This window comes from Streptomyces luteolifulvus (assembly GCF_008806595.1).
GTDB lineage: Bacteria > Actinomycetota > Actinomycetes > Streptomycetales > Streptomycetaceae > Streptomyces > Streptomyces luteolifulvus.
Window position 1 is genome coordinate 400,820 of the sequence record NZ_VZRB01000003.1, and the last position, 20,469, is coordinate 421,288.

The following is a 20,469-nucleotide window of genomic DNA, read 5'->3' on the forward strand; positions in this document are numbered from 1 at the left end:
TAGGCCGGGCGGCGGGCAGCGGAGTGCCGCCCGGGCCGGACGTCAGCGTTTCGTCATGGGTCGCGGGCCCTTTTCCGGGTGTGTCCGGGCCTACGGTCGGGGCATGCGAGACGATCCACGGCTTCCCACCTCGCCCGGCTTCTGGCGCAGCCCCCTGCGCAGCCCGCGGTTCACGTCGGTCCTCGGTCTCGTGCTGCTCGTCGGCATCACCGTGCTGTTCGTGACGGGCCTGGTCTCGTACGCCGCCTACAACCCGGGCCTGTCACCGGTGAACGACAAGACGCCGGACAAGGGGTTCCTCGGCTTCTACCTGTTCGCCTGGCCGACCGACCCGCCCTGGCTGTACCGGCTCAACCAGGGCGTCCACGTCACCCTCGGGATCACCCTGATCCCCGTCCTGCTGGCCAAGCTGTGGTCGGTGGTGCCGAAGCTGTTCGCGCTGCCCCCGGCCCGCTCGCTCGCCCACGCCCTGGAGCGGATCTCCCTGGTGCTGCTGGTCGGGGGCGGCCTGTTCGAGTTCGTGACCGGTGTCCTCAACGTCCAGCTCGACTACGTCTTCCCGGGCTCCTTCTACCCGCTGCACTTCTACGGCGCGTGGGTGTTCTTCGCCGCGTTCGTCGCCCACGCCGTGCTGAAGACCCCGGCGGCCGTACGGAATCTGCGCCGGCTGCGGAAAGGGGACGGTGAGGACGAGGGGGACACGGAACTGGTCTCCCCGCGTCCCGATCCGCCGACCGTCTCCCGGCGGGGCGCCCTGTGGTTCGTCGGGGGCGGCTCGCTGCTGCTGTTCGCGACGACCGTCGGGCAGAACGTCGACGGCCCGCTGCGGCGCACCGCCCTCCTCGCGCCGCACGGCGGGGCCGAGCCCGGCAGCGGACCGAACGGCTTCCAGATCAACAAGACCGCCGCGTACGCCGGGATCGACGCGGCGGAGAGGAGCGCCGACGCCTGGCGGCTCGTCGTCACGGGACGGACGGGGACCGTCCGCCTGAGCCGGGCCGAGCTCGCCCGACTCCCCCTGCACAGCTCGGCGTTGCCCATCGCGTGCGTCGAGGGCTGGTCGACGTCCGACCAGTGGTGGCGGGGAGTGCGGCTGCGCGACCTCGCGGCGCTCGTCGGCCACGACGGCGACCCCCCGGACGTGTTCGTCGAATCCCTCCAGCGGCACGGCGCCTTCCGCCGCGCCGCCCTGCGCGCCAACCAGGTCGCCGACCCGCGCTCCCTGCTCGCCCTGTACGTCAACGGCGAGGACCTGTCCCCCGACCACGGCCACCCGGCACGCGTCATCGTGCCCGCCGCGCCCGGCGTGCTGAACACCAAGTGGGTGGCCCGGCTGACGTTCGGAGACCTGTGATGCGACGGCGGCTCGTCCTCGGCAGTCCGCTGCAACTCCTCCTGCTCGGCTGCTCGTTCGCGCTCGCCGCCTACGCGGGCGTACGCCTCCTCGCCGACGACTGGTTCGGCGTCGCGCTGTGGCTGGTGGGTGCGGCGCTGCTGCACGACCTCTTCCTGCTTCCCCTGTACGCGGCGGCGGACCGGGCGGCCGTCCGCGGGCTCGGCGCGGCCGGCCGCCGGGAGTGGGTGATGTACGCGCGCGTCCCGGCCGCCCTCTCCGGACTCCTCCTGCTCGTATGGTTCCCGCTGATCAGCGGCATGGTGGCCCACCGCTACCGCTCGGCCACCGGCCTGTCCCCGGACGGCTTCCTGGCGCGCTGGCTGTTGATCACTGGCGTGCTCTTCGGTGTTTCGGCGTTGCTGTTGGTCCTGCGGTTGCGCAGGGCGCGGAGGCGGTAGCTTTCGGCGGTTCTGGCGGTTCTGGCGGTTCTGGCGGTTCTGGCTGGTTCGCTGAGCGGGGGCGCTGCGTTTGTGGGGTTCCGGTTGATCGGCGGCTTGTGGACCGTCAGCGCTCGGCCACCGGCCTGTCCCCGGACGGCTTCCTGGCGCGCTGGCTGCTGATCACTGGCGTGCTCTTCGGTGTTTCGGCGTTGCTGTTGGTCCTGCGGTTGCGCAGGGCGCGGAGGCGGTAGCTTCCGGCGGTTCCGGCGGTTCTGGCGGTTCACCGAGCGGGGGCGCTGCGTTTCGTGGGGTTGCGCAGGGCGAGGAAGCGGCGGCCGTCGGCGGTCCACTGACCGGCGGGAGTCCATCCCGGTCCGCTCGCGTTCGCCGCGTACCGCAGCAGCGCCGGAGTGCCGATCCGTGCCCACGGGAACATCCCGCCTGTCACACCCGGGCCGACGACGTCGACGACCTGGACCTCGGCGCGTTCGTCGATGTCCACCGGCGCGGTCTCGGCGATCAGCAGGCCGCCGGGGCGGAGAACCACGGCCACCCGGTCCAGAAGCGCGGGCGGATCGCCGCCTATGCCGACGTTGCCGTCCATGAGCAGGACGGTGTCCCAGCGGCCCTCGCCCGGCAGCGGCTCGAAGACCGAGCGCCGCAGCGCCGGCCCCCCGAGCCGCACGGTGCGATCGACAGCGGTCTCGCTGACGTCGATGCCGAGAACGGTCCGCCCCCGGACCGCGAGTTCCGCGACCAGCCGCCCCGGCCCGCAGCCGACGTCCAGCACGCTCCCCTCGCACCGGTCCAGTACCTCCAGGTCGACCGCGTCCGCCCGGCCGCACCAGCGTTCCACCTCCAGCGGCAGGAGCCAGCCGTCGGCGCGGCGCAGGAACAGCGGGCCACGGCCTGCCCGCAGCGCGGTGGCGTACGGGTCGGCCGCGGCCCAGGCCACGGGCGGGGCGCTCACAGGCGCGTCGCCGCGGTGCAGAGGGAGAGCCGCTCCGCGAAACGGCCGTGCGGGTCCAGCGCGGCGACCGCGTACGCGTCGGCGGCGGTGTCCACGTCCCGCAGGCGCGGCAGCTCGCGCACCCGCAGCCCCGCGCCGACGAGCCGCTGCCGCTGCACCTCGCCCGTCACCGGCGTCGACATGGGCACGCCCCGCAGCAGCGCCGGATCGGGCCGGGCCAGCCCGAGCGCCCAGAAGCCGCCGTCCTCGGCCGGCCCGAAGTACGCGTCGCAGTCGGCGAAGTCGACGGCGAGCAGCTCCGGAGTGACCTGCGGGGTGTCCATGCCGATCAGCAGGGCGGGTCCGGCGCAGTCGGCGAAGGCTGCGGCGAGCCGCTCGTCGAGGCCGCCCGCGCACTGCCGTACGACGTCGAAACCGGGCGGCAGCCAGGGGCCGGGGGCCCCGTCGAGCACGAGGACGCGGCGCGCGGCTGGCGTCGCGGCCACGGCCTCCAGCGTGTCCGCGAGGGCCGCCTCCGCGAGCTGCGCCGCCTCCCTCGGGGTGAACGGCGGGGTGAGCCGCGTTTTGGCCCGCCCCGGCAGGGGCTCCTTGGCGATGACGAGGAGCGTGGTCACCGTGTGGTTCCTCCTCCGTGGGCGGGGAGTTCGTTGAGGACGCTGCTCATGTCCCGTACCGCCTGCCAGGTGCCGAGCCAGGTGCCCGTCACCTTCGAGACGCCGGTCCGGGGCAGGTAGGGGACGTCGTGCTCGGTGATCCGCCAGCCCGCGTCGGCGGCCCGCACCACCATCTGGAGGGGGTAGCCGCTGCGCCGGTCGGTGAGGCCGAGGGCGAGCAGCGGTTCCCGGCGGGCGGCGCGCAGCGGGCCGAGGTCGTGCAGGGTGACGCCGGTACGGCGGCGCAGCAGCCGGGCGAGCGCGAGGTTGCCGGCCCGGGCGTGCACCGGCCAGCTGCCCCGTCCGCGCGGGCGCCTGCGGCCGAGGACCAGATCGGCGGCTCCGGCACGGATCTCGGCCACGAACGGGACGAGCAGCGACGGGTCGAGGGAGGCGTCGCAGTCGCAGAAGCACACGATCTCGGCGGTGGCGGCGGTGAGCCCGGCGTGGCAGGCGGCGCCGAAGCCCCGGCGCGGCTCGTGGACGACGGTCGCGCCGAGTTCGCGGGCGAGGTCCGCCGAGCCGTCGGTGGAGCCGTTGTCCACGACGAGGGCACGCCAGGCGGCCGGGATCCGGGCCAGGACCCAGGGCAGGGCCGCCGCCTCGTTCAGGCACGGGAGCACGACATCGACGCCGCCCTGCGGTGAGGGTGAGGTGGTCACGGCTTTCACCCTACGAACGCGAACCAGGCATAACGGACTTCGGCTCCTTACGAAACGCGGACATCGCAGCCCCGTCCCCCGCCCGGAGGCGGCGCCAGGGGCGGCACGGTGCGAGGCTGGAGGCATGCAGCAGCCGCACGAGCCATCAGGAGCCGGCGGGGCCGGCCGGGTCCTTGTCGTCGACGACGACCCCACGGTCGCGGAGGTCGTCGCCGGATACCTGGACCGCGCCGGTTACACCGTCGACCGGGCCGACGACGGGCCCACGGCCCTGACCCGGGCCGCCGCGCACTGGCCCGACCTGGTGGTCCTGGACCTGATGCTGCCCGGCATGGACGGCCTGGAGGTGTGCCGCCGGATGCGTGGCCACGGGCCCGTGCCGGTCATCATGCTCACCGCGCGCGGCGACGAGGACGACCGCATCCTCGGTCTGGAGGTCGGCGCCGACGACTACGTCACCAAGCCGTTCAGCCCACGCGAACTCGTCCTGCGGGTGGAGTCGGTGCTGCGCCGCACCCGGCCCGCCACCACCGGCGCCCGCCCGCTCGGCGCGGCCGGCCTGACCGTCGACCCCGCCGCGCGCCGCGCCACCAAGAACGGCACCGAACTCGCCCTCACCCTGCGCGAGTTCGACCTCCTCGCCTTCTTCCTCCGGCACCCGGGACGGGCGTTCGGCCGCGAGGACCTGATGCACCAGGTGTGGGGCTGGGACTTCGGTGATCTGTCCACCGTCACCGTCCATGTCCGCCGGCTGCGCGGCAAGGTCGAGGACGACCCGGCCCGGCCCCGGCTGATCCAGACGGTGTGGGGTGTGGGCTACCGCTTCGAGCCCGGGGGCCGGGAGGAGGCGGACGGGCCATGAACGACACCCTCCTCATCGCCGTGTACGCCTTCGTCGGTGCCGCCGCCACCGGCCTGGCCGGAGCGGGCGCGCTGCGGCTGCTGCGGCGCCGCTCGCTCACCGCGTCGCTCGCGGTGGTCGCCGCGGTCGGTGTCGTCGCGATGCTCGCGGGCACGCTCGCCGTCGCCTGGGCGATGTTCCTGTCGCCGCACGATCTGACCGTGGTGACCACGGTCGTCGCGATGGCGGCGGTCGTGTCCCTGGCCACCGCGCTGCTGCTGGGCCGCCGGGTCGTCGCGCGCAGCCGTGAACTCGCCGTCGCGGCTCGCTCGTTCGGCGACAACGGCGACTTCGCCGCCCCCGACGGACCCGCGACCGCCGAACTGGACGCGCTCAGCCGCGAGTTGGCGGCCACCAGCGCCAGACTGGCCGAATCCCGCGACCGTGAGCGCGCGCTGGAGACCTCCCGGCGCGAGCTGGTCGCCTGGATCTCGCACGACCTGCGCACCCCGCTGGCCGGCCTGCGCGCCATGTCGGAGGCGCTGGAGGACGGGGTGGCCGCCGACCCGCCCCGCTATCTGAGGCAGATGCGCACCGAGGTCGAGCGTCTGAACGCGATGGTCGGCGACCTCTTCGAACTCTCCCGCATCCACGCCGGCACCCTCCCCCTCACCCCGTCCCGTATCTCGCTCTACGACCTGATCGGCGACGCGCTCGCGGGCGCGGACCCGCTCGCCCGCGAGCACGGTGTGCGTCTCGTCGGCGACCATGTGGACGCGGTCCCGGTCGAGGTGGACGGCAAGGAGATGAGCCGGGTCCTGGGCAACCTCCTGGTCAACGCCATCCGCCGCACTCCCGCCGACGGCACGGTCGCGGTCTCCGCCGAGCGCTCGTCCGAGGGCGTGGTGCTGTCCGTGTCGGACGGGTGCGGTGGTATCCCCGAGGAGGACCTGCCGCGGGTCTTCGACACCGGCTGGCGCGGGACCCATGCCCGTACGCCCCCGGCCGGTGCGGGCCTGGGCCTCGCCATCGTCCGCGGGATCGTGGAGGCGCACCAGGGCCGGGCCACCGTACGCAACATCCCGGGCGGCTGCCGCTTCGAGGTGACGTTGCCGCCGGCCCCGGGGTGAGGCCGGGTCACCCCCGGGCGAACTCCCGCATGCCCTCCTCGAAACCGACCTGAGGCTTCCAGCCCAGCTCGGCCCGCAGCCGTGCGGAGTCGGCGGTGATGTGACGGACGTCCCCCAGCCGGTACTCGCCGGTCACGACGGGCTCGGGACCCCCGTGAGCGGAGGCCAGCGCCCGCGCCATCTCGCCCACGGTGTGCGGATCGCCGCTGCCGGTGTTGTAGATGGTCAGCAGCCCGTCCGGCGCCCTGGCCTCCAGCGCGGACACATTGGCGTCCGCCACGTCCCGGACGTGGACGAAGTCCCGCCGCTGCCGCCCGTCCTCGAAGACCCGCGGAGCCTCGCCCCTGGCCAGCGCGGACCGGAAGAACGAGGCCACACCGGCGTACGGGGTGTCGCGGGGCATCCGTGGCCCGTACACGTTGTGATAGCGCAGCGACACCGCCGATCCGCCCGTCGCGCGGGCCCAGGCGGCGGCCAGGTGCTCCTGTGCGAGCTTCGTCGCGGCGTACACATTGCGCGGATCGGCCGGCGCGTCCTCGCCGACCAGCCCCGGGCAGAGGCGCGCCCCGCACACCGGACACGGCGGCTCGAACCGGCCCGCGTCCAGATCGCCGACGGCCCGCGGCCCCGGCCGCACCACCCCGTGCCGCGGGCACTCGTAGCGCCCCTCCCCGTACACGACCATCGACCCGGCCAGCACAAGACGTCGTACACCCGCCTCGGCCATCGCCGCGAGGAGTACGGCGGTCCCGAGATCGTTGCGGGAGACGTACTCCGCCGCGTCCGCGACGCCGTCCCCGAGCCCGACCATCGCCGCCTGATGACAGACGGCATCGACGCCGACGAGCGCACGGGCGACGGCACCGGCATCCCGCACATCGGCACCGGCGTCCGCCCGCACGTCGTACACGACCGCCTCATGCCCGCGCGCCCACAGCGCCTCGACGACATGCGACCCGATGAACCCGGCACCGCCGGTGACCAGTACACGCATGAGCCCACGTTAGGCAGGCGAGGGCACGTCCGTGACGACGTGAGCGCGACGACGTAAGAGTTTCGTCATCCCTCATCGGGCCCCGGACGGCCGCGTCTTGCGTTGAATTGAGGAGACGAATGAATCCCAGAAGGGTGGGCGGCATGGGGCGTGTGGTGCGTGCGCTGGTCAGGCCATGGGTGGTCGGCGCGGCCGTCGTGGCTGTGGTGGGGGTCGGCTTCGGGCTGTACTGGTTCCAGCCGTGGAAGCTGTGGCAGGACAAGACCGTCCAGGAGGCGCTGCCCGGGACCGTGGACGCCGCGAAGTCGCCCGGTGCGGCGCCCTCCGGGGAGTCCTCGGCGTCCGCCCCGGCCCGGCCGGTGACGCTGGCGGGCGGGGAGCTGATCAGCCATGAGCACGCGACGTCGGGCACGGTGAGGCTCGTACGGTTGGCCGACGGCTCCCATGTCGTGCGCCTGGAGAATCTCGACACCAGCAACGGGCCCGACCTGCGCGTGTGGCTGACGGATGCTCCGGTGAAGGAGGGGCGGGCCGGCTGGCGCGTCTTCGACGACGGGCAGCACATCAGCCTCGGCGAGCTGAAGGGCAACAAGGGCAGCCAGAACTATGTCGTGCCCGGGGACGTCGATCCGGCCCGGTTCAACAGCGTCACCATCTGGTGCGACCGCTTCGACGTCTCCTTCGGCGCCGCCGAACTCGCCCGTACATGACGGGGCCGGCGACGCAACCGCTGGGGCCCCGTCAGGCGACACCGCTGACGCCGGGTGCCACGAAGCGTCGGTGGAGCGGGGAGAACCTGGTCTCGGGCTCGCCGGTGATGCCGGCACTCTTGACGGCCGCCGCGAGGCGTTCGGCGAAGAATCGCTCGACGTCCGCCTGGGCGCCCCATACGTCGGTCACGTGCAGGACCGAGTGCTCACATGGTCCAGCCGAACAGACCGCCAGGTACATCGCCCAAGCACTGGCGCTTCAGCCGACCGAGGAGGACCCGGACCTGGCGCTCTCCGCCGCACGGGTCGCGTTGCCGTACAGCAACGATCTGGGCGCGGATGTCGGTGAACTCGTGTCCATATCCCACGCCCTGCGCCGGAGCGCAGAGAACGCGTCGTAGTCCGCTGACACGCGGCCGACCGGGGCATGTCAGTCCTGGCAGCCGCACCCTGAGGCGGCCTTCGCTTCCGCCGCCGTGGTGGAGGGGTCGAGGGTCCGCTCGTCCGCAGTGCAGCAGGCGGTGACGCCGCAGCACGCCTCTGCGGCCGTGTTTGCGTCGCCCGTTCCCTCGGCGGCGGACGGCTTGACCGCGCGGACGATGGCCGAGTGCATACCGTCGGCGACGAGGTGGGTCGAGGTGATCTCGACACCGGTGAACCCAGCGGCTTCGAGCCCCTCCCGGTATTCGGCGAAGGACAGTGCGCCGGCGATGCAGCCGACGTAGTCGCCGCGTTCGGCCCGCTGCTCGGGTGAGAGGCCGTCCTCGGCGACGACGTCCGAGACTCCGATACGGCCGCCGGGCTTGAGGACGCGGAAGGTCTCGGCGAATACGGCGGGCTTGTCGACGGACAGGTTGATCACGCAGTTGGAGATGACGACGTCGATGGTGCCGGCCGGGAGCGGGATGGTCTCGATGGCGCCCTTGAGGAACTCGACGTTGGCGGCTCCCGCCTTCTCGGCGTTGGCCAGGGCGAGGGCCAGCATCTCGTCGGTCATGTCGAGCCCGTACGCCTTGCCCGTGGGACCGACACGGCGGGCGGAGAGCAGGACGTCGATGCCGCCGCCGGAGCCGAGGTCGAGGACGTGCTCGCCCTCGCGGAGTTCGGCGACGGCGGTCGGGTTGCCGCAGCCGAGGGACGCGGCGACGGCTTCGGCGGGCAGTGTGTCGCGCTCGTCGGCGGCGTACAGGGTGGAGCCGAAGTGCTCGTCGACCTCGACCGGTTGCGGTCCGCAACAGGCGGTGCCGCCCTCGGCGACCTTCACGGCTGCGGCGGCATAGCGCTGGCGGACGGTTTCACGCAGGTCGGTGGACTGCACGCTCATGGCGTCGCTCCTCAGAGAGATGGGACACGGTGGTGCCCCGAACGGCCTGTATCGACGTTCATTGATGCAAGCTTGCGCCATGGATCGAAAAACGTCAACATAGATGCATGTCAAAACAAGAGCTTGAGGTGATCGGCCGGGGCACCGACTGCTGCCCGGGGATGTCCGCGGCGCCGCTCGACGACGAGCGGGCGGCGGAGCTGGCCAAGGTCTTCAAGGCCCTGGGCGACCCGGTCCGGTTGCGTCTGCTGTCGATGATCGCCGCACGCGGGGAGGGCGGCGAGACCTGCGTCTGCGAGCTCACGCCGGCCTTCGACCTGTCCCAGCCGACGATCTCCCACCACCTCAAGCTGCTGCGCCAGGCCGGTCTCATCGACTGCGAGCGGCGCGGCACCTGGGTGTACTACTGGGTGCTGCCGGCGGCTCTCGACCGGCTCGCCGTTTTCCTGAAGGCGCCGACAACGGCCGAGGCCCTCGCGTGAGCGCCTCCCTGAGGCGCCGTGCCCTGGCGGAGGCCGTCGGCTCGGCGGCCCTGGTCGCGGTCGTGGTCGGCTCCGGCATCCAGGCCGCCGAGCTGTCGCGAGATGTCGGCGTCCAGCTGCTCGCCAACTCGCTGGCCACCGTCTTCGGCCTGGGTGTGCTCATCACGTTGCTCGGACCTGTCTCCGGCGCTCACTTCAATCCGGTCGTCACGCTTGCGGCCTGGTTCACCGACCGCCGCGAAGGTGACGGGCTCGCCGCGCGGGATGTGGCCGCGTACGTCCCCGCTCAGATCGCGGGTGCGGTCCTGGCCGACGCCATGTTCGGCACCTCGCTGGTGCGGTGGTCGACGCACGACCGCTCGGCCGGTCACCTGCTGCTGGGCGAACTGGTGGCCACCGCCGGCCTGGTCCTGCTGATCTTCGGCCTGGCCCGGGTCGGCCGGGCCCACGTCGCTCCGATCGCGGTGGCGTCGTACATCGGCGCCGCGTACTGGTTCACGTCCTCGACGTCGTTCGCGAATCCGGCGGTGACCATCGGCCGGACCTTCACGGACACGTTCGCCGGTATCGCGCCCGGCTCGGTTGCCCCGTTCATAGCGGCGCAGACAGTCGGTGCCGTACTCGGACTGGCGCTGATGGCCGCGGTCTTCGGGCGCCCGGCTCCGGCGCGGGCCGATACCCCCGCCGTTCACGGCCCCGAACTCACCGCGCCCACCCTCCCCTGACCCGTCGCCCAGGAAGACGCCACCATGAGCACTCCCGACACTGACAGGCCCTCCGTCCTCTTCGTCTGCGTCCACAACGCCGGCCGCTCCCAGATGGCCGCCGCTTTCCTCATGCACCTGGCCGGCGAGGCGGTGGAGGTCCGCTCGGCGGGCTCGGCCCCGGCCGAGACGGTCAACCCGGCTGTCGTCGAGGCGATGAGCGAATCGGGCATCGACATCTCCGCCGAGACCCCGAAGATCCTCACCGTCGAGGCCGTCCAGGCGTCGGACGTCGTGATCACCATGGGGTGCGGCGACACATGCCCTGTCTTCCCCGGCAAGACCTACCTGGACTGGAAGGTGGACGATCCGGCAGGGCAGGGTGTCGATGCCGTGCGCCCCATCCGCGACGAGATCGAGGACCGCGTCCGGGGCCTGCTGGCCGACCTCGGTGTGAAGCCTCGCGGATGACGGGCGGCCGGGCCTGTATGCCGGGCTGCCGTTCGGCCTCCCGCTTCACGTCTCCAGGGTGCGGAGGCGCGGCAAATTCGGCGGCAGATCGCTCACATGCTCGACTCCAGGCTTTGGAGTGCCGTCCCCGCTCCCCCTCAGGTCAATGGACTCCGGTGGCTCAGGTCACCATGCGTGGATGACCGGCGCGTCGGGCTCGTGCTGCCGCCAGGCTGCGCTGAGGCGGGCGAGCCGGTCCGCGGCGGCGATGCCGCGCAGGGACGCGACCTTGCCGTCGCCGACCTCGAACGCCACGGCGCCCACGACCCGGTCCTCGATCACGGCGAGGACGGCCGGGGAGCCGTTGACCAGCGCGATGTGGAACGCGGGGGAGCCGCCGGCCAGCCGCCGCTTCGCCGGAGTGGGCCTGAAGCCGGCCCGCACATAGGAGGCGACGCGCTCGCGCGTCCTGTACCGCAGCAGCCGCCTGGCCAGTCCGGCGCCGTCCGAGACCGCCGTCACGTCGTCGGTGAGCAGCGCCACCAGCCGTTCGGTGCGCCCCGAGGTGGCGGCGGCGAGGAACTCCTCGACGACCCGGCGCGCGGACGCGGGGTCGGCCTCTCCGCGGCGGCGGTTGGCGGCGACCCGGACCCGGGCGCGGTGGACATGCTGCTGGCTCGCGGACTCGGTGATGTCGAGGATCCCGGCGATCTCGGCGTGGCTGTACGAGAAGGCCTCGCGCAGGACGTAGACGGCCCGCTCGACCGGTGAGAGGCGCTCCATGAGGGTCAGTACGGCCAAGGACACCGATTCGCGCTGCTCGAAGGTATCGGCAGGGCCGAGCATCGGGTCACCCTCAAGGAGCGGCTCGGGCAGCCAGTCCCCGACGGCGCGCTCATGGCGCGCCTGCGCAGAGCGGAGCCGGTCGAGACAGAGATGGGTGAGGACCTTGGTCAGCCACGCCTCCGGCACCTCGATCCGTTCCCGGTCCGCGGCCTGCCAGCGCAGGAAGGTGTCCTGTACGGCGTCCTCGGCGTCGGCCGCCGAGCCGAGCAGGCGGTACGCGAGCGAGGCCATCCGGCCCCGGCCGTCCTCGAACCGATCGATGGCGGCGCTGTCCATGCGCAACAGCCTATGCGGCGACCCTCACACCGGACCGGTCCGGTGCGGTGGCCAGGCGGCGCTTGCGCTTCGGCATGCCGAAGGTCGGATGGACGATGCCCCACCCGGCCCCCTTGAGCACGCCCGACTTGAACCGCGCGGCGGTCCGGCCGCCCAGGTACCAGGACTTCGACCGGACGTCCCGGTCCACCATCTGGAAGATCGCGTCCCGCCGCCCGAGGCTGATGTGGTTGCCGTGGTACTTCAGCCCGGTGGTCGGGACTTTGCTGCCCGTCAGGCGCGCAATGATCGCGGCGGTCGCCTGCATGTTGGTGAAACCGGCCGAGGCGCACGACATCGGCAGCGGCCGGCCGTTCTCGCCGATCGCGTAGGCGCAGTCACCGGCGGCGTAGACGTCCGGGTGCGAGAGGGAGCGCATGGTGCGGTCGACGACGATCTGGCCGGTCTCGGCGACCTCCAGGCCGCCGGCAGCCGCGATGGGGTGCACGGCGAACCCGGCCGACCACACGGTCACGTCGGCCGGGAGGGACGTACCGTCGGCGGCGATCGCCCGGGTCGGCTCGACGGCTTCGATGCCGGTGTGCTCGTGGACGGTGATGCCGAGCCGGTCGAAGGCCTGGCGCAGATGGCGGCGGGCCTTCGGGGAGAGCCAGGCGCCCAGCTCGCCGCGGGCGGCGAGCGCGACCGAGAGGTCGGGCCGGGACTCGGCGAACTCGGTGGCGGTCTCGATGCCGGTCAGCCCCTCACCGACGACCAGCACGGTGCCGCCCCCGCCCAGGCCGGCCAGGCGCTCGCGTAGACGCAGGGCCGAGGACCGTCCGGTCACATCGAAGGCGTACTCGGCCACGCCGGGGACGCCATGGTGGGCGACGGAGCTGCCGAGCGTGTAGAGAAGCGTGTCGTACCCGAGCTCGCCGTCGCCGTCCTCGCCGGTCACGGCGACGGTCCTGCGCTCGGGGTCGACGCCGGTGACGCGCGCCAGGCGCAGCCGCACCCCGGTACCGGCGAACACGTCGGCGAGCTTGCGGAACGCGAGCTCCTGCCCGATCGCGAGCTGGTGGAGCCGCATCCGCTCGACGAAGTCGGGCTCGGCGTTGACGACGGTGATCTCGGTGTCGGCGGGGGAGAGCCGGCGGGCCAGGTTCCCGGCGGCGAAGGCCCCGGCGTATCCGGCGCCGAGTACGACGATGCGGTGCTTCATGGCGTTGCTCCCATCTCGTTCGCGTGCCCCTAGAACGAGACGGCGCCCTGATTGCTGACAGGAGCCGGGTGTGACGCACATCACCTGGGACTGGACAAGGGTTGTGGGACGGGCTGTCGGACGTGCGTCGGCTCGTGTGGGCTGTGGAGCCTATGCCGCTGGTCCTGCTGGTCCTGCGTCGACGTCCCGCCGCATGGCCTCTCGAAGATGGCTCAGTGCTTTGTCGTAGTGCTCCAGGGCTTCTTGATACGTCCTCGATTCGATGGGGCAACCGTCAGCCGCAAGGTCCCGTAGGGCGCGGATTCGATGGAGAGCCCGGCCTGCTTCGTGTACGACAGCCTGCGGAGCAATGAGGGAGAGCTGTTCGCGGGCTTGGTAGATGCCGGCTGACCGAAAAGCTTCCCCTGCCGCTGATTGCCGGGTTGCGGTGTCACCCAGCAGCACGGCCCTCAGACCCTCGCTGCCGGTGTGAAGAGCGGCTAGATAGCCGGCGTAGGTCTCATGCCGGGCCTGGTGGGAGTGAAGCGCCAGATCGCGGCGCCACCGAACGCGGTCCGCCATGGGAGTCACGGAAGCGCCTACCAGGGCGCCGAGCAGTGCGAGGAGAGCCGATGACCAACTCACTGGGCGAGTGTAGAGCTGACTTGGCTCAGTTGAGATCCGTCAAATGCGCCAGAGCGGGGCTGTATCGCGCGCTGGATGCTTGTTGAGGACGAGCTCTCTCGCGGTGAGCGTGCGAAGGACGTCGACCGTGGTTGTCCGCTCAAGCGATGGCGCTTGCGCGGCCGTGTGGCCACCCTGGTCACCCTGGTCCGCGGCCGTGCCCGATCCCTGCCCGTGAGAGAGCATGACCACGGTCCGCTTCCCCGTGATGTTCCAGCGTGGCAGGAGCCTCGGTCAGCGTGTTCGTGCCGCATGTGACGTTGGGGCATGCAGGTGCGCTGGGTATTGCGGGCAGTCTGTGTGAAGGCCTGTTGCCCAAGTCACGGGATTGAACGGGGGATGAGGGTGGTTTCGCGTTTCGCGTCCGGCACGCCGTCGGCGTTCGGTGAAGCGTCGTGTTCCTTGCCGGGGTGTCTGTCGCCGCGGCGTCCGGGACCGCGGTCACCGCGACGATGGCCATGAACGCCGAGGCAGCGCGGACGTCGACGTGGAACGCGTCGGCCTGCGGCTGGGCCCCTGACGATTCCCCCACGGCCTGATCAGCCGTTCCGGCACCTTCGGCACTACGAAGACCCTCACGTCGGACGGCCGGTTCCCCCAGGTCGACACCCGCCCGACCTCCCGGTTCACGGTGAAGTGGCAGCAGGAGAGCTCCCGTACACGACCAAGTCGGTCACCGGTCCCTGACCGGCTTCAAGTGCTCTGCTGCTCCCACTCGGCGGGTTCCTGCTTTCCCTTCTGTGAAGCCCCTCTGTCAAGGAGATACATGCGCAAGCGCGCTGCCGTTGCCCTGCTCAGCGCCGTCGCCGCACTGGCCGGCTTCGCCGCTCCCGGTGCCCTCGCGGGCGAGACCCAGACCGACGTCCAGATCAGCAATGTCTCCTTCGACGGCGCCAAGAACATCGTGGTCGGCCTCTATGCCAAGACGCTCACGGTCTCAGGGACCTTCACCCACCCGTCCGGCATCCAGGACGCGGACTTCGTCCTGTGGCGTGGACCGGATGGTGCGAACCCCTACGAGACCTACGACGACCGCATCGTGTCGAACCAGTACTACGCCCATGCGGACTGTGTCGCCACCAGCGCCACCACCTCCACCTGTTCGCAGACGATCTCCCTCGAACCGGACTGGAGGTACGGCGGCACCGCGCTCACCAACGCCCACGCCGGCACCTGGAAGGTCAGTGTGCAGGGAGTGGCCAATGACGACAGCTGGACACATGCGGCGACCTACACCACGACCCGTCTGCAGCGGCACTCCAAGCTGACCGTGAACGCAGGCCCGGAACCGATCACCGAGGGCAAGACCCTCACCGTCACCGGCAAGCTCACCCGGGCCGACTGGGACAACCTCGCCTATCGGGGGTACACCAACCAGCCGGTCAAGCTCCAGTTCCGCAAGGCCGGTACCACGACCTACACCACCGTCAGGACCGTCTACACCTCCAGCACCGGCAACCTGACGACCACGGTTCCCGCGTCCGAAGACGGCTACTGGCGCTGGTACTTCGCGGGCACCTCCACCACCCCGGCCGTAAAGGCGACCGGCGACTTCGTGGACGTGCAATGACCCGAACGCCGCTCTCGACAGCGCCCGCTCGCACGGCGAACCCATGAAACCGACCGGGATCAACGCGTTTTCACACCGGGAGACATCGCGTGACATCTGAACAAGGAAGACACCGCTCGTCGCGACGCAACCACCGCATGGCAACCGCCATCGCGCTCGCCGCACTGACAGGCGGCGTGCTGGTCCCCACCGTCGCCGGCAGCGCCCTCGCGGCGACCGGCGATCGTGCCTCGGTGTCCGGCCGCTACGGGGACTTCAACGGCGACGGCTACGTCGACCTCGCCGCCTCCGCCCCCGACGCCACGGTCGACGGCCTGGCGGGTGCCGGGGCCGTCACCATCGCGTACGGTTCCGCGGACGCTGCGGGCGCCACCCAGGCCGAGCGGGTCACGATCAGCCAAGACACCAAATCCGTCGGCGGCCGGGCAGAGACCGGTGACCACTTCGGATTCTCCGTGGCCATCGCCGACTTCAACAACGACGGCTTCGCCGACCTCGCCACCGGTACCCCGGGCGAGGACGTCGAGAACGACCAGGACGCCGGCATCGTCCAGATCCTGTGGGGCTCGCGGGACGGCCTGCGGGGCAGCGCCACGCTCGCCGATCCCACGAGCTCCGACCAGGACGCCCACGGGCGGACCCTCGCCGCGGGTGACTTCAACGGCGACGGAAAGGACGACCTGGCCGCCGGCAACACCTCGGCCCAGGCCTGGCTGTACGCGGGCGGTATCACCAACGACGGTACCGGCAGCGGTACTTACCCGGTGGGCAACCTGAATGCCTGGGGAGGCGAGGTCGTAGCCCTCACCGCCGGTGACGTCACCGGAGACGGTTCGGACGACCTGCTGGTCAACCATGGCGACCTCTACCGGAGCGGCGGAGACGCGAGCACACTGGGCCTCCAGCCGCCGGTCGATGTCGCGGGCGGCCGCGACCTCTACTCCTCGGTCTTCGCGGACTTCGACAACGACGGCTACGGGGACATCGTCGTCGGTCGTGCGGGTGGCCACGGTGGCGAGATCACCTGGATCCCGGGCCGCCCCGCTTCCCAGACCGACCCCACCTGGACGCTGGACTGGGACAGGAGCGCCACCCTCGATCAGGGCGCCTTCGACACACCGGGTGAGAACGGCCTGTACGACCAGTACGGCGCCGGACTCGCCGCGGGTGACATCAACGGCGACGGCTACGACGATCTCGCCGTCGGCGATCCGAATGAGGACACCGACAACGGCACCGTCGCCGACTCCGGGCACGTGACCGTCATGTACGGGGGCTCCGTCGGGCTCACGATCACCAACCGCCAGGTCTTCGACCAGGGCACCGAGGGCGTACCGGGCGACAACGAGGCCGGCGACGACTTCGGCTCCCGGCTGCTGCTCAGCGACCTCAACGACGACGGCAGAAAGGACCTGACCATCGCGGCGCTCGGCGAGGACGGCGGAAGCGGCGCGCTCACCACGCTCCTCGGCACGGACATCACCCTCACGGTCACCGGGGCACGCAGCCTGACCCCGACGTCCTACCTCCTGCCGACCGACGGCGAGCCGCACCTCGGCAGCAGCCTCCAGGGGCATCCGCCGATAACGCCCCAGCCACTTCCTGAGGCGGGATAAGAGCGCCCCCGCTGATCACCACCCACAAGAACAAGGCCCAGGTCTCCGACCTGGGCCTTCAGCGTGGAGCGGGTGACGAGAATCGAACTCGCGCTCTCAGCTTGGGAAGCTGCGAGCGTTTGCGACTCATTGGGGCATTGACCTGGGCGAACGGTAGGGGTGTGGCCTTCCTCGGCTGCGTCGCATTACCCGTGGTTCCCCGCTGGTCCCCGCCTGATCTGGTGCGCTTGTGGTGTAGGGCGAACTGCTGCTCATCGTCACGGGTCCTGGCCGACCTGCCCTGAGCTCACCGAAGGAACGGCAGACGGCGACGATCGGCACCAGTAGCCCGGCTACGCAGGTCCGCGTAGCGGGTCACTGATGCCTGGCTCGCGGTTCGCACCCAGACAGGAGCCCCAACCAGAATTCGTTGTGCCCCGCTCATGCTGCCTCTGAGGTGCCAGCGATCCTCGGTCAGCACAACGGCGGTGTAGATCTGGGCGAACCACTCGCTGTCATCGGCATGCCCGAGCGTGTACCCACGCGTCCAGGGTTGGCCGTCCTGCTCTCCTTGATCGCCAGAGCTCCCCTGGTACAGCGCCACCTTCAAGGCCTCGACGGACAGCGACTCTGGATCGTCCCACTGCGAGGTGTTCTCTCTACCTCGACTCTCCAGCAACTCAGCGATGGCATACCAAGCGGACGAGAACCAACCCGTCTCAGGCGCATCTTCTGGACGAAGTACTCGGCCAAGGAAGTTGTCCATGCTGCCGAAGAGCACGAGATCGACCTGCTGGCCTCTGACGCTGGCCGTCCTAATGTGAAAAAGCGCTCCCTTGTCGCGCTCGGGTCCCGCCGTGAACCTGGCCATGTGGACCTGTCCGACTCCCTTTGCGAAGCGGGCACGTGGCGGCGCGTCGAAGGCAACGGTGGCATGAGCACCGAGGGCTTTCTCGATCTCGCGCGCCGTTTCGAAGCGGGATAGGTCTCCACGGTCCTTGTTGCTGACCTCTGCCCCAACACCCTGCGGGGCGGCCTTGACCGCCCAGTTGAACCGACCCTTGAAGTTGATGCCGTTGTCGGATGCAATCGCAGCCACACGGCGATCTGACCAGTACAAGTAGCTGCCCACACCGTCTCCGCGCACCGCTAACTCTCCCTGCGTCATCGTTCAACTCCACCGGGCTGGCCGGGACACCTACGTACTATCCCAGTGAGGAGCTGGAGTTGCGGCGCCCTTGGTCAACGTGGCTCTCCGACTGGCATGGCCCAACACTGCTTTAGGAGAGAGGCGGGGAGCCCTGCGGCTCACCTACGGCTTCGATACCTGTTGAAGCGGCTGGAAACGCGACCGCGGGACACCCCGTTGACCGTGGCTGACCCTTGCATCTGCCAGCGCAGTGCCATGAACCTCAGCCGACGACAGCCAGCCATAACGTCGGGTGCGCCGGCCGACCACGCACGCGTATGCCTCGCTGCGCCCCCATCAGCCTCAGCCACGCTGACGCCGTCATCGACCAGAGCAAGCTGCGACGGCGGAACCGCGGGGCGAGACACTGGGCAATGACTGCTTCGTCCCGAAGCAACTTGGGTAGGGGCGGTGCCTTGGGCTGGTGTGCGTTTCACCTGCGCTGATGGTCCGTAGACGTTCGCGCTCGTTCGCAGTTGTTCGTCGGCGTTGTCACGCAGTTAGACACTCAAGCTGCCGCCTCAGGCAGACGACCGGGTTCTCGCGTTGGATGCGGCTTACGTAGCAGTCGGCGTACCCACCTCCTACTCGTCCACCAGGTGCCTCGATACACCTGCCACCGCTTCGGTAGGTACCAGAGATCATCCCGGCATACATCAACGAACTCTCGCTGTGCATCGGCGACCTTGCTAGCCGCTACAGTCAGTTCGTCCTGCTTTACTCCAGTCTTGAGTTCGAATACCTCGTTGAGGCAATCCAGGACAAGATCAGCGGCCTGTAGCGGTGCAGGGTTGGCGACTAGTCTCAGGTCCAAGTACGCCCGCAGTACCTCACTCTGGGAGCCTCGCAAGGTGAACAACGCCGAGCGTGCGGACTCGTTTACGGCCCATGGCCGATAGGAAACCGGCCACCTACCGCCGTGGAACCAAATGGTGTGTAGGCGCTGCTCAAGCTGAACGACCGCGATCGTGGTGTACGCCTCAGTCACTGCCTCCTGAAAACGCTTGTACACCTGCCGCCGCTCGTCCCTACTGCCAAGCCGAACTCCGGCTTTCGATTGCAGTTGCTTCGTGACGACACTGCCGACCGCCTTGGCCATTGACGATACGGCGACGCCTGCTGGATCGACCATCGCCCCAGTCTGCACCCCGGGAAGCGTCCAACGCATCGAACACGGCGCCGCCTTGACCGCACGGACCACGCCCCGGACCACAACCAGTCAGCCACGGTCATGGATGCGCCGGCAGGACAGACACCTGCACCTTGCTGCGGCCCGGCAAGACTCCGTCATGCTATTGGGGCCAGGTGCTGGCCTGGGGGAGCCTCGGATGCGGGCTCATGACAACGCTGCACTGAGGGGCCCTGCGCTTCTCGGACAGCGGCGTTGAGGGTTCTCCTTATGCCGTTGCCTGCAACTCCTCGTACTCGGCGTGGACTTCTGCGGGAGTCTTGTAGCCGAGTCCGGAGTGGAGGCGTTTTCGATTGTAGAACATCTCGATGTAGCGGACGATCGCCCGGTGGGCATGTGCGCGTGTTGGGAACGTAGTTCGGTGCACGAGTTCGTTTTTGAGGGCGCCGAAAAATGATTCAGCCATCGCATTATCCCAACAGACACCGGTGCGGCCGACCGACGCTCGCAGGCCCAACGAGCGGAGCTTGCAACGAAGTTCCCGAGACGTGTATTGACTGCCGCGGTCGGAATGAAATATGCAGCCTTCGGCGAGGTCGATGTTCCGGGCCGCCATTTCGAGTGCATCCGATACGAGGGAGGTCTTCATGTGGTCGGCCATCGCCCAGCCGACCACAGCTTTGGTGTGGCAGTCGATGACGGTCGCGAGATAAAGGAACCCGGCCCAGGTGTGAACGTAGGTGATATCGCTGACCAGTTTGCGCCCGGGAGCGTCAGCGGTGAAGTCACGGGCCAGCAGGTCGGGCGTGGCCGGCGCCGCATCATCCGTGATCGTGGTCGCCCGCCAGGGCCGCGGCTGGCATGGCACCAGGCCGAGCTCGCGCATCAGCGCGCGGACCAGTTCTGCTCCGGCCTGCACGTTCATTCGCTGGAGCACGGCGTGGACACGCCGGTAGCCGTAGGTCTCCTGCGAGTCAGAGAAGACCTGGAGGATGACGGCCCTCAGTTCCGCACGGCGCTTCGCGGTGGCCGACAATGGCCTCGATCTCCAGTGGTAGAAGCCCGACGTGGATACTCCCGCCCAGATGCACATCTGCTGCACGGGAAAGTTGTCGGCCTCGCCGTCGATGAACTCGTACTTCTCCGTCACCGGTATTCCTGGGCGAAGAAGGCCGCCGCTGAGATGTGAATCCGGGGTCCCGCGGGCATCTTTGAGTGCGGCCTCGCGGCGAGGCCGCACTCCTGCCGAGCCCGGTTCAGGCGGGTCCGGTTCCTGCGGGTCCGATGGTGACGTCGAAACCGAG

At 70.2% G+C, this 20,469-nt stretch carries 20 protein-coding genes; 10 read left to right on the forward strand and 10 right to left on the reverse strand.

The features are described from left to right. Positions 1-103 precede the first annotated feature (103 nt). On the forward strand, positions 104-1,354 hold the full coding sequence (locus F7R91_RS06870) for a molybdopterin-dependent oxidoreductase (protein WP_150945534.1): 1,251 nt from the start codon (positions 104-106) through the stop codon (positions 1,352-1,354). Continuing rightward, a complete protein-coding gene (locus tag F7R91_RS06875; RefSeq protein ID WP_150945536.1) occupies positions 1,354-1,794 on the forward strand; it encodes a hypothetical protein in 441 nt (146 codons plus the stop codon). The genes F7R91_RS06870 and F7R91_RS06875 overlap by 1 nt, the downstream gene beginning before the upstream one ends. Before the next feature lie 262 nt (positions 1,795-2,056). Here the strand turns inward: F7R91_RS06875 and F7R91_RS06880 are convergent, their stop codons facing one another. Genes F7R91_RS06880 through F7R91_RS06890 form a run of 3 tightly spaced genes read right to left on the reverse strand, consistent with a single transcriptional unit; the run spans position 2,057 to position 4,070 of the window. Next, entirely contained in the window at positions 2,057-2,746 is a 690-nt protein-coding gene (locus tag F7R91_RS06880) for a class I SAM-dependent methyltransferase (RefSeq protein WP_150945538.1), read from the reverse strand. Then, positions 2,743-3,360 carry a TIGR04282 family arsenosugar biosynthesis glycosyltransferase gene (locus tag F7R91_RS42525; RefSeq protein WP_150945540.1) on the reverse strand — a complete coding sequence of 206 codons (618 nt, stop codon included), beginning with the start codon at positions 3,358-3,360 and terminating at the stop codon, positions 2,743-2,745. The genes F7R91_RS06880 and F7R91_RS42525 overlap by 4 nt, the downstream gene beginning before the upstream one ends. Continuing rightward, a complete protein-coding gene (locus tag F7R91_RS06890) occupies positions 3,357-4,070 on the reverse strand; it encodes a glycosyltransferase family 2 protein (RefSeq protein ID WP_150945542.1) in 714 nt (237 codons plus the stop codon). Before F7R91_RS06890 ends, F7R91_RS42525 begins: the two co-directional genes overlap by 4 nt. A gap of 115 nt (positions 4,071-4,185) precedes the next feature. Here F7R91_RS06890 and F7R91_RS06895 point away from each other — a divergent pair, with 115 nt between their 5' ends. Beyond that, positions 4,186-4,923, forward strand: coding sequence for a response regulator transcription factor (locus tag F7R91_RS06895; protein ID WP_150945544.1), 738 nt, complete (start codon positions 4,186-4,188; stop codon positions 4,921-4,923). Beyond that, on the forward strand, positions 4,920-6,032 hold the full coding sequence (locus F7R91_RS06900; RefSeq protein WP_150945546.1) for a sensor histidine kinase: 1,113 nt from the start codon (positions 4,920-4,922) through the stop codon (positions 6,030-6,032). Before F7R91_RS06895 ends, F7R91_RS06900 begins: the two co-directional genes overlap by 4 nt. A 7-nt stretch (positions 6,033-6,039) precedes the next feature. On the opposite strand, the gene F7R91_RS06905 is transcribed toward F7R91_RS06900, so the two are convergent. Beyond that, positions 6,040-7,026 carry an NAD-dependent epimerase/dehydratase family protein gene (locus F7R91_RS06905; RefSeq protein WP_150945548.1) on the reverse strand — a complete coding sequence of 329 codons (987 nt, stop codon included), beginning with the start codon at positions 7,024-7,026 and terminating at the stop codon, positions 6,040-6,042. Positions 7,027-7,169: 143 nt separating this feature from the next. Here F7R91_RS06905 and F7R91_RS06910 point away from each other — a divergent pair, with 143 nt between their 5' ends. Then, entirely contained in the window at positions 7,170-7,736 is a 567-nt protein-coding gene (locus tag F7R91_RS06910) for a DM13 domain-containing protein (protein ID WP_150945630.1), read from the forward strand. A gap of 31 nt (positions 7,737-7,767) precedes the next feature. Here F7R91_RS06910 and F7R91_RS41885 read toward each other — a convergent pair whose 3' ends face one another. Further along, positions 7,768-7,926 (reverse strand): hypothetical protein, encoded by a 159-nt coding sequence (locus F7R91_RS41885; RefSeq protein ID WP_191971377.1) that lies wholly within the window; start codon positions 7,924-7,926, stop codon positions 7,768-7,770. 240 nt (positions 7,927-8,166) lie between these two features. Further along, the gene (gene arsM / locus F7R91_RS06915) at positions 8,167-9,060 is read right to left on the reverse strand and encodes an arsenite methyltransferase (protein ID WP_150945550.1); all 894 of its coding nucleotides are present in this window, start codon (positions 9,058-9,060) and stop codon (positions 8,167-8,169) included. Positions 9,061-9,167: 107 nt separating this feature from the next. Between arsM and F7R91_RS06920 the strand changes: the two genes are divergently transcribed. From F7R91_RS06920 to F7R91_RS06930, 3 genes are read left to right on the forward strand one after another with little or no spacing between them, the layout of a single operon-like run. Continuing rightward, a complete protein-coding gene (locus F7R91_RS06920) occupies positions 9,168-9,542 on the forward strand; it encodes an ArsR/SmtB family transcription factor (RefSeq protein WP_150945552.1) in 375 nt (124 codons plus the stop codon). Further along, positions 9,539-10,267 (forward strand): aquaporin, encoded by a 729-nt coding sequence (locus F7R91_RS06925; protein ID WP_191971378.1) that lies wholly within the window; start codon positions 9,539-9,541, stop codon positions 10,265-10,267. Before F7R91_RS06920 ends, F7R91_RS06925 begins: the two co-directional genes overlap by 4 nt. 24 nt (positions 10,268-10,291) lie before the next feature. Beyond that, complete coding sequence (locus tag F7R91_RS06930) at positions 10,292-10,717, forward strand: arsenate reductase ArsC (RefSeq protein WP_150945556.1); 426 nt, start codon at positions 10,292-10,294, stop codon at positions 10,715-10,717. 165 nt (positions 10,718-10,882) lie between these two features. Here F7R91_RS06930 and F7R91_RS06935 read toward each other — a convergent pair whose 3' ends face one another. Continuing rightward, positions 10,883-11,818: a sigma-70 family RNA polymerase sigma factor gene (locus F7R91_RS06935; protein WP_150945558.1), complete on the reverse strand. Its 936-nt coding sequence runs from the start codon at positions 11,816-11,818 to the stop codon at positions 10,883-10,885. Between the two features lie 10 nt (positions 11,819-11,828). Then, the gene (locus tag F7R91_RS06940) at positions 11,829-13,019 is read right to left on the reverse strand and encodes an NAD(P)/FAD-dependent oxidoreductase (protein ID WP_150945560.1); all 1,191 of its coding nucleotides are present in this window, start codon (positions 13,017-13,019) and stop codon (positions 11,829-11,831) included. 1,429 nt (positions 13,020-14,448) lie between these two features. Here F7R91_RS06940 and F7R91_RS06945 point away from each other — a divergent pair. Next, positions 14,449-15,252 carry a calcium-binding protein gene (locus F7R91_RS06945; RefSeq protein WP_150945562.1) on the forward strand — a complete coding sequence of 268 codons (804 nt, stop codon included), beginning with the start codon at positions 14,449-14,451 and terminating at the stop codon, positions 15,250-15,252. A 137-nt stretch (positions 15,253-15,389) separates the two neighbouring features. After that, positions 15,390-16,868 (forward strand): FG-GAP and VCBS repeat-containing protein, encoded by a 1,479-nt coding sequence (locus F7R91_RS06950; RefSeq protein WP_150945564.1) that lies wholly within the window; start codon positions 15,390-15,392, stop codon positions 16,866-16,868. Between the two features lie 286 nt (positions 16,869-17,154). Here F7R91_RS06950 and F7R91_RS06955 read toward each other — a convergent pair whose 3' ends face one another. Together F7R91_RS06955 and F7R91_RS06960 are read right to left on the reverse strand one after the other, a co-directional pair. Continuing rightward, positions 17,155-18,015, reverse strand: coding sequence for a DUF7019 family protein (locus F7R91_RS06955; protein WP_150945566.1), 861 nt, complete (start codon positions 18,013-18,015; stop codon positions 17,155-17,157). Between the two features lie 1,418 nt (positions 18,016-19,433). Beyond that, positions 19,434-20,405 carry an IS3 family transposase gene (locus tag F7R91_RS06960; RefSeq protein WP_225320554.1) on the reverse strand — a complete coding sequence of 324 codons (972 nt, stop codon included), beginning with the start codon at positions 20,403-20,405 and terminating at the stop codon, positions 19,434-19,436. Positions 20,406-20,469 lie beyond the last annotated feature (64 nt).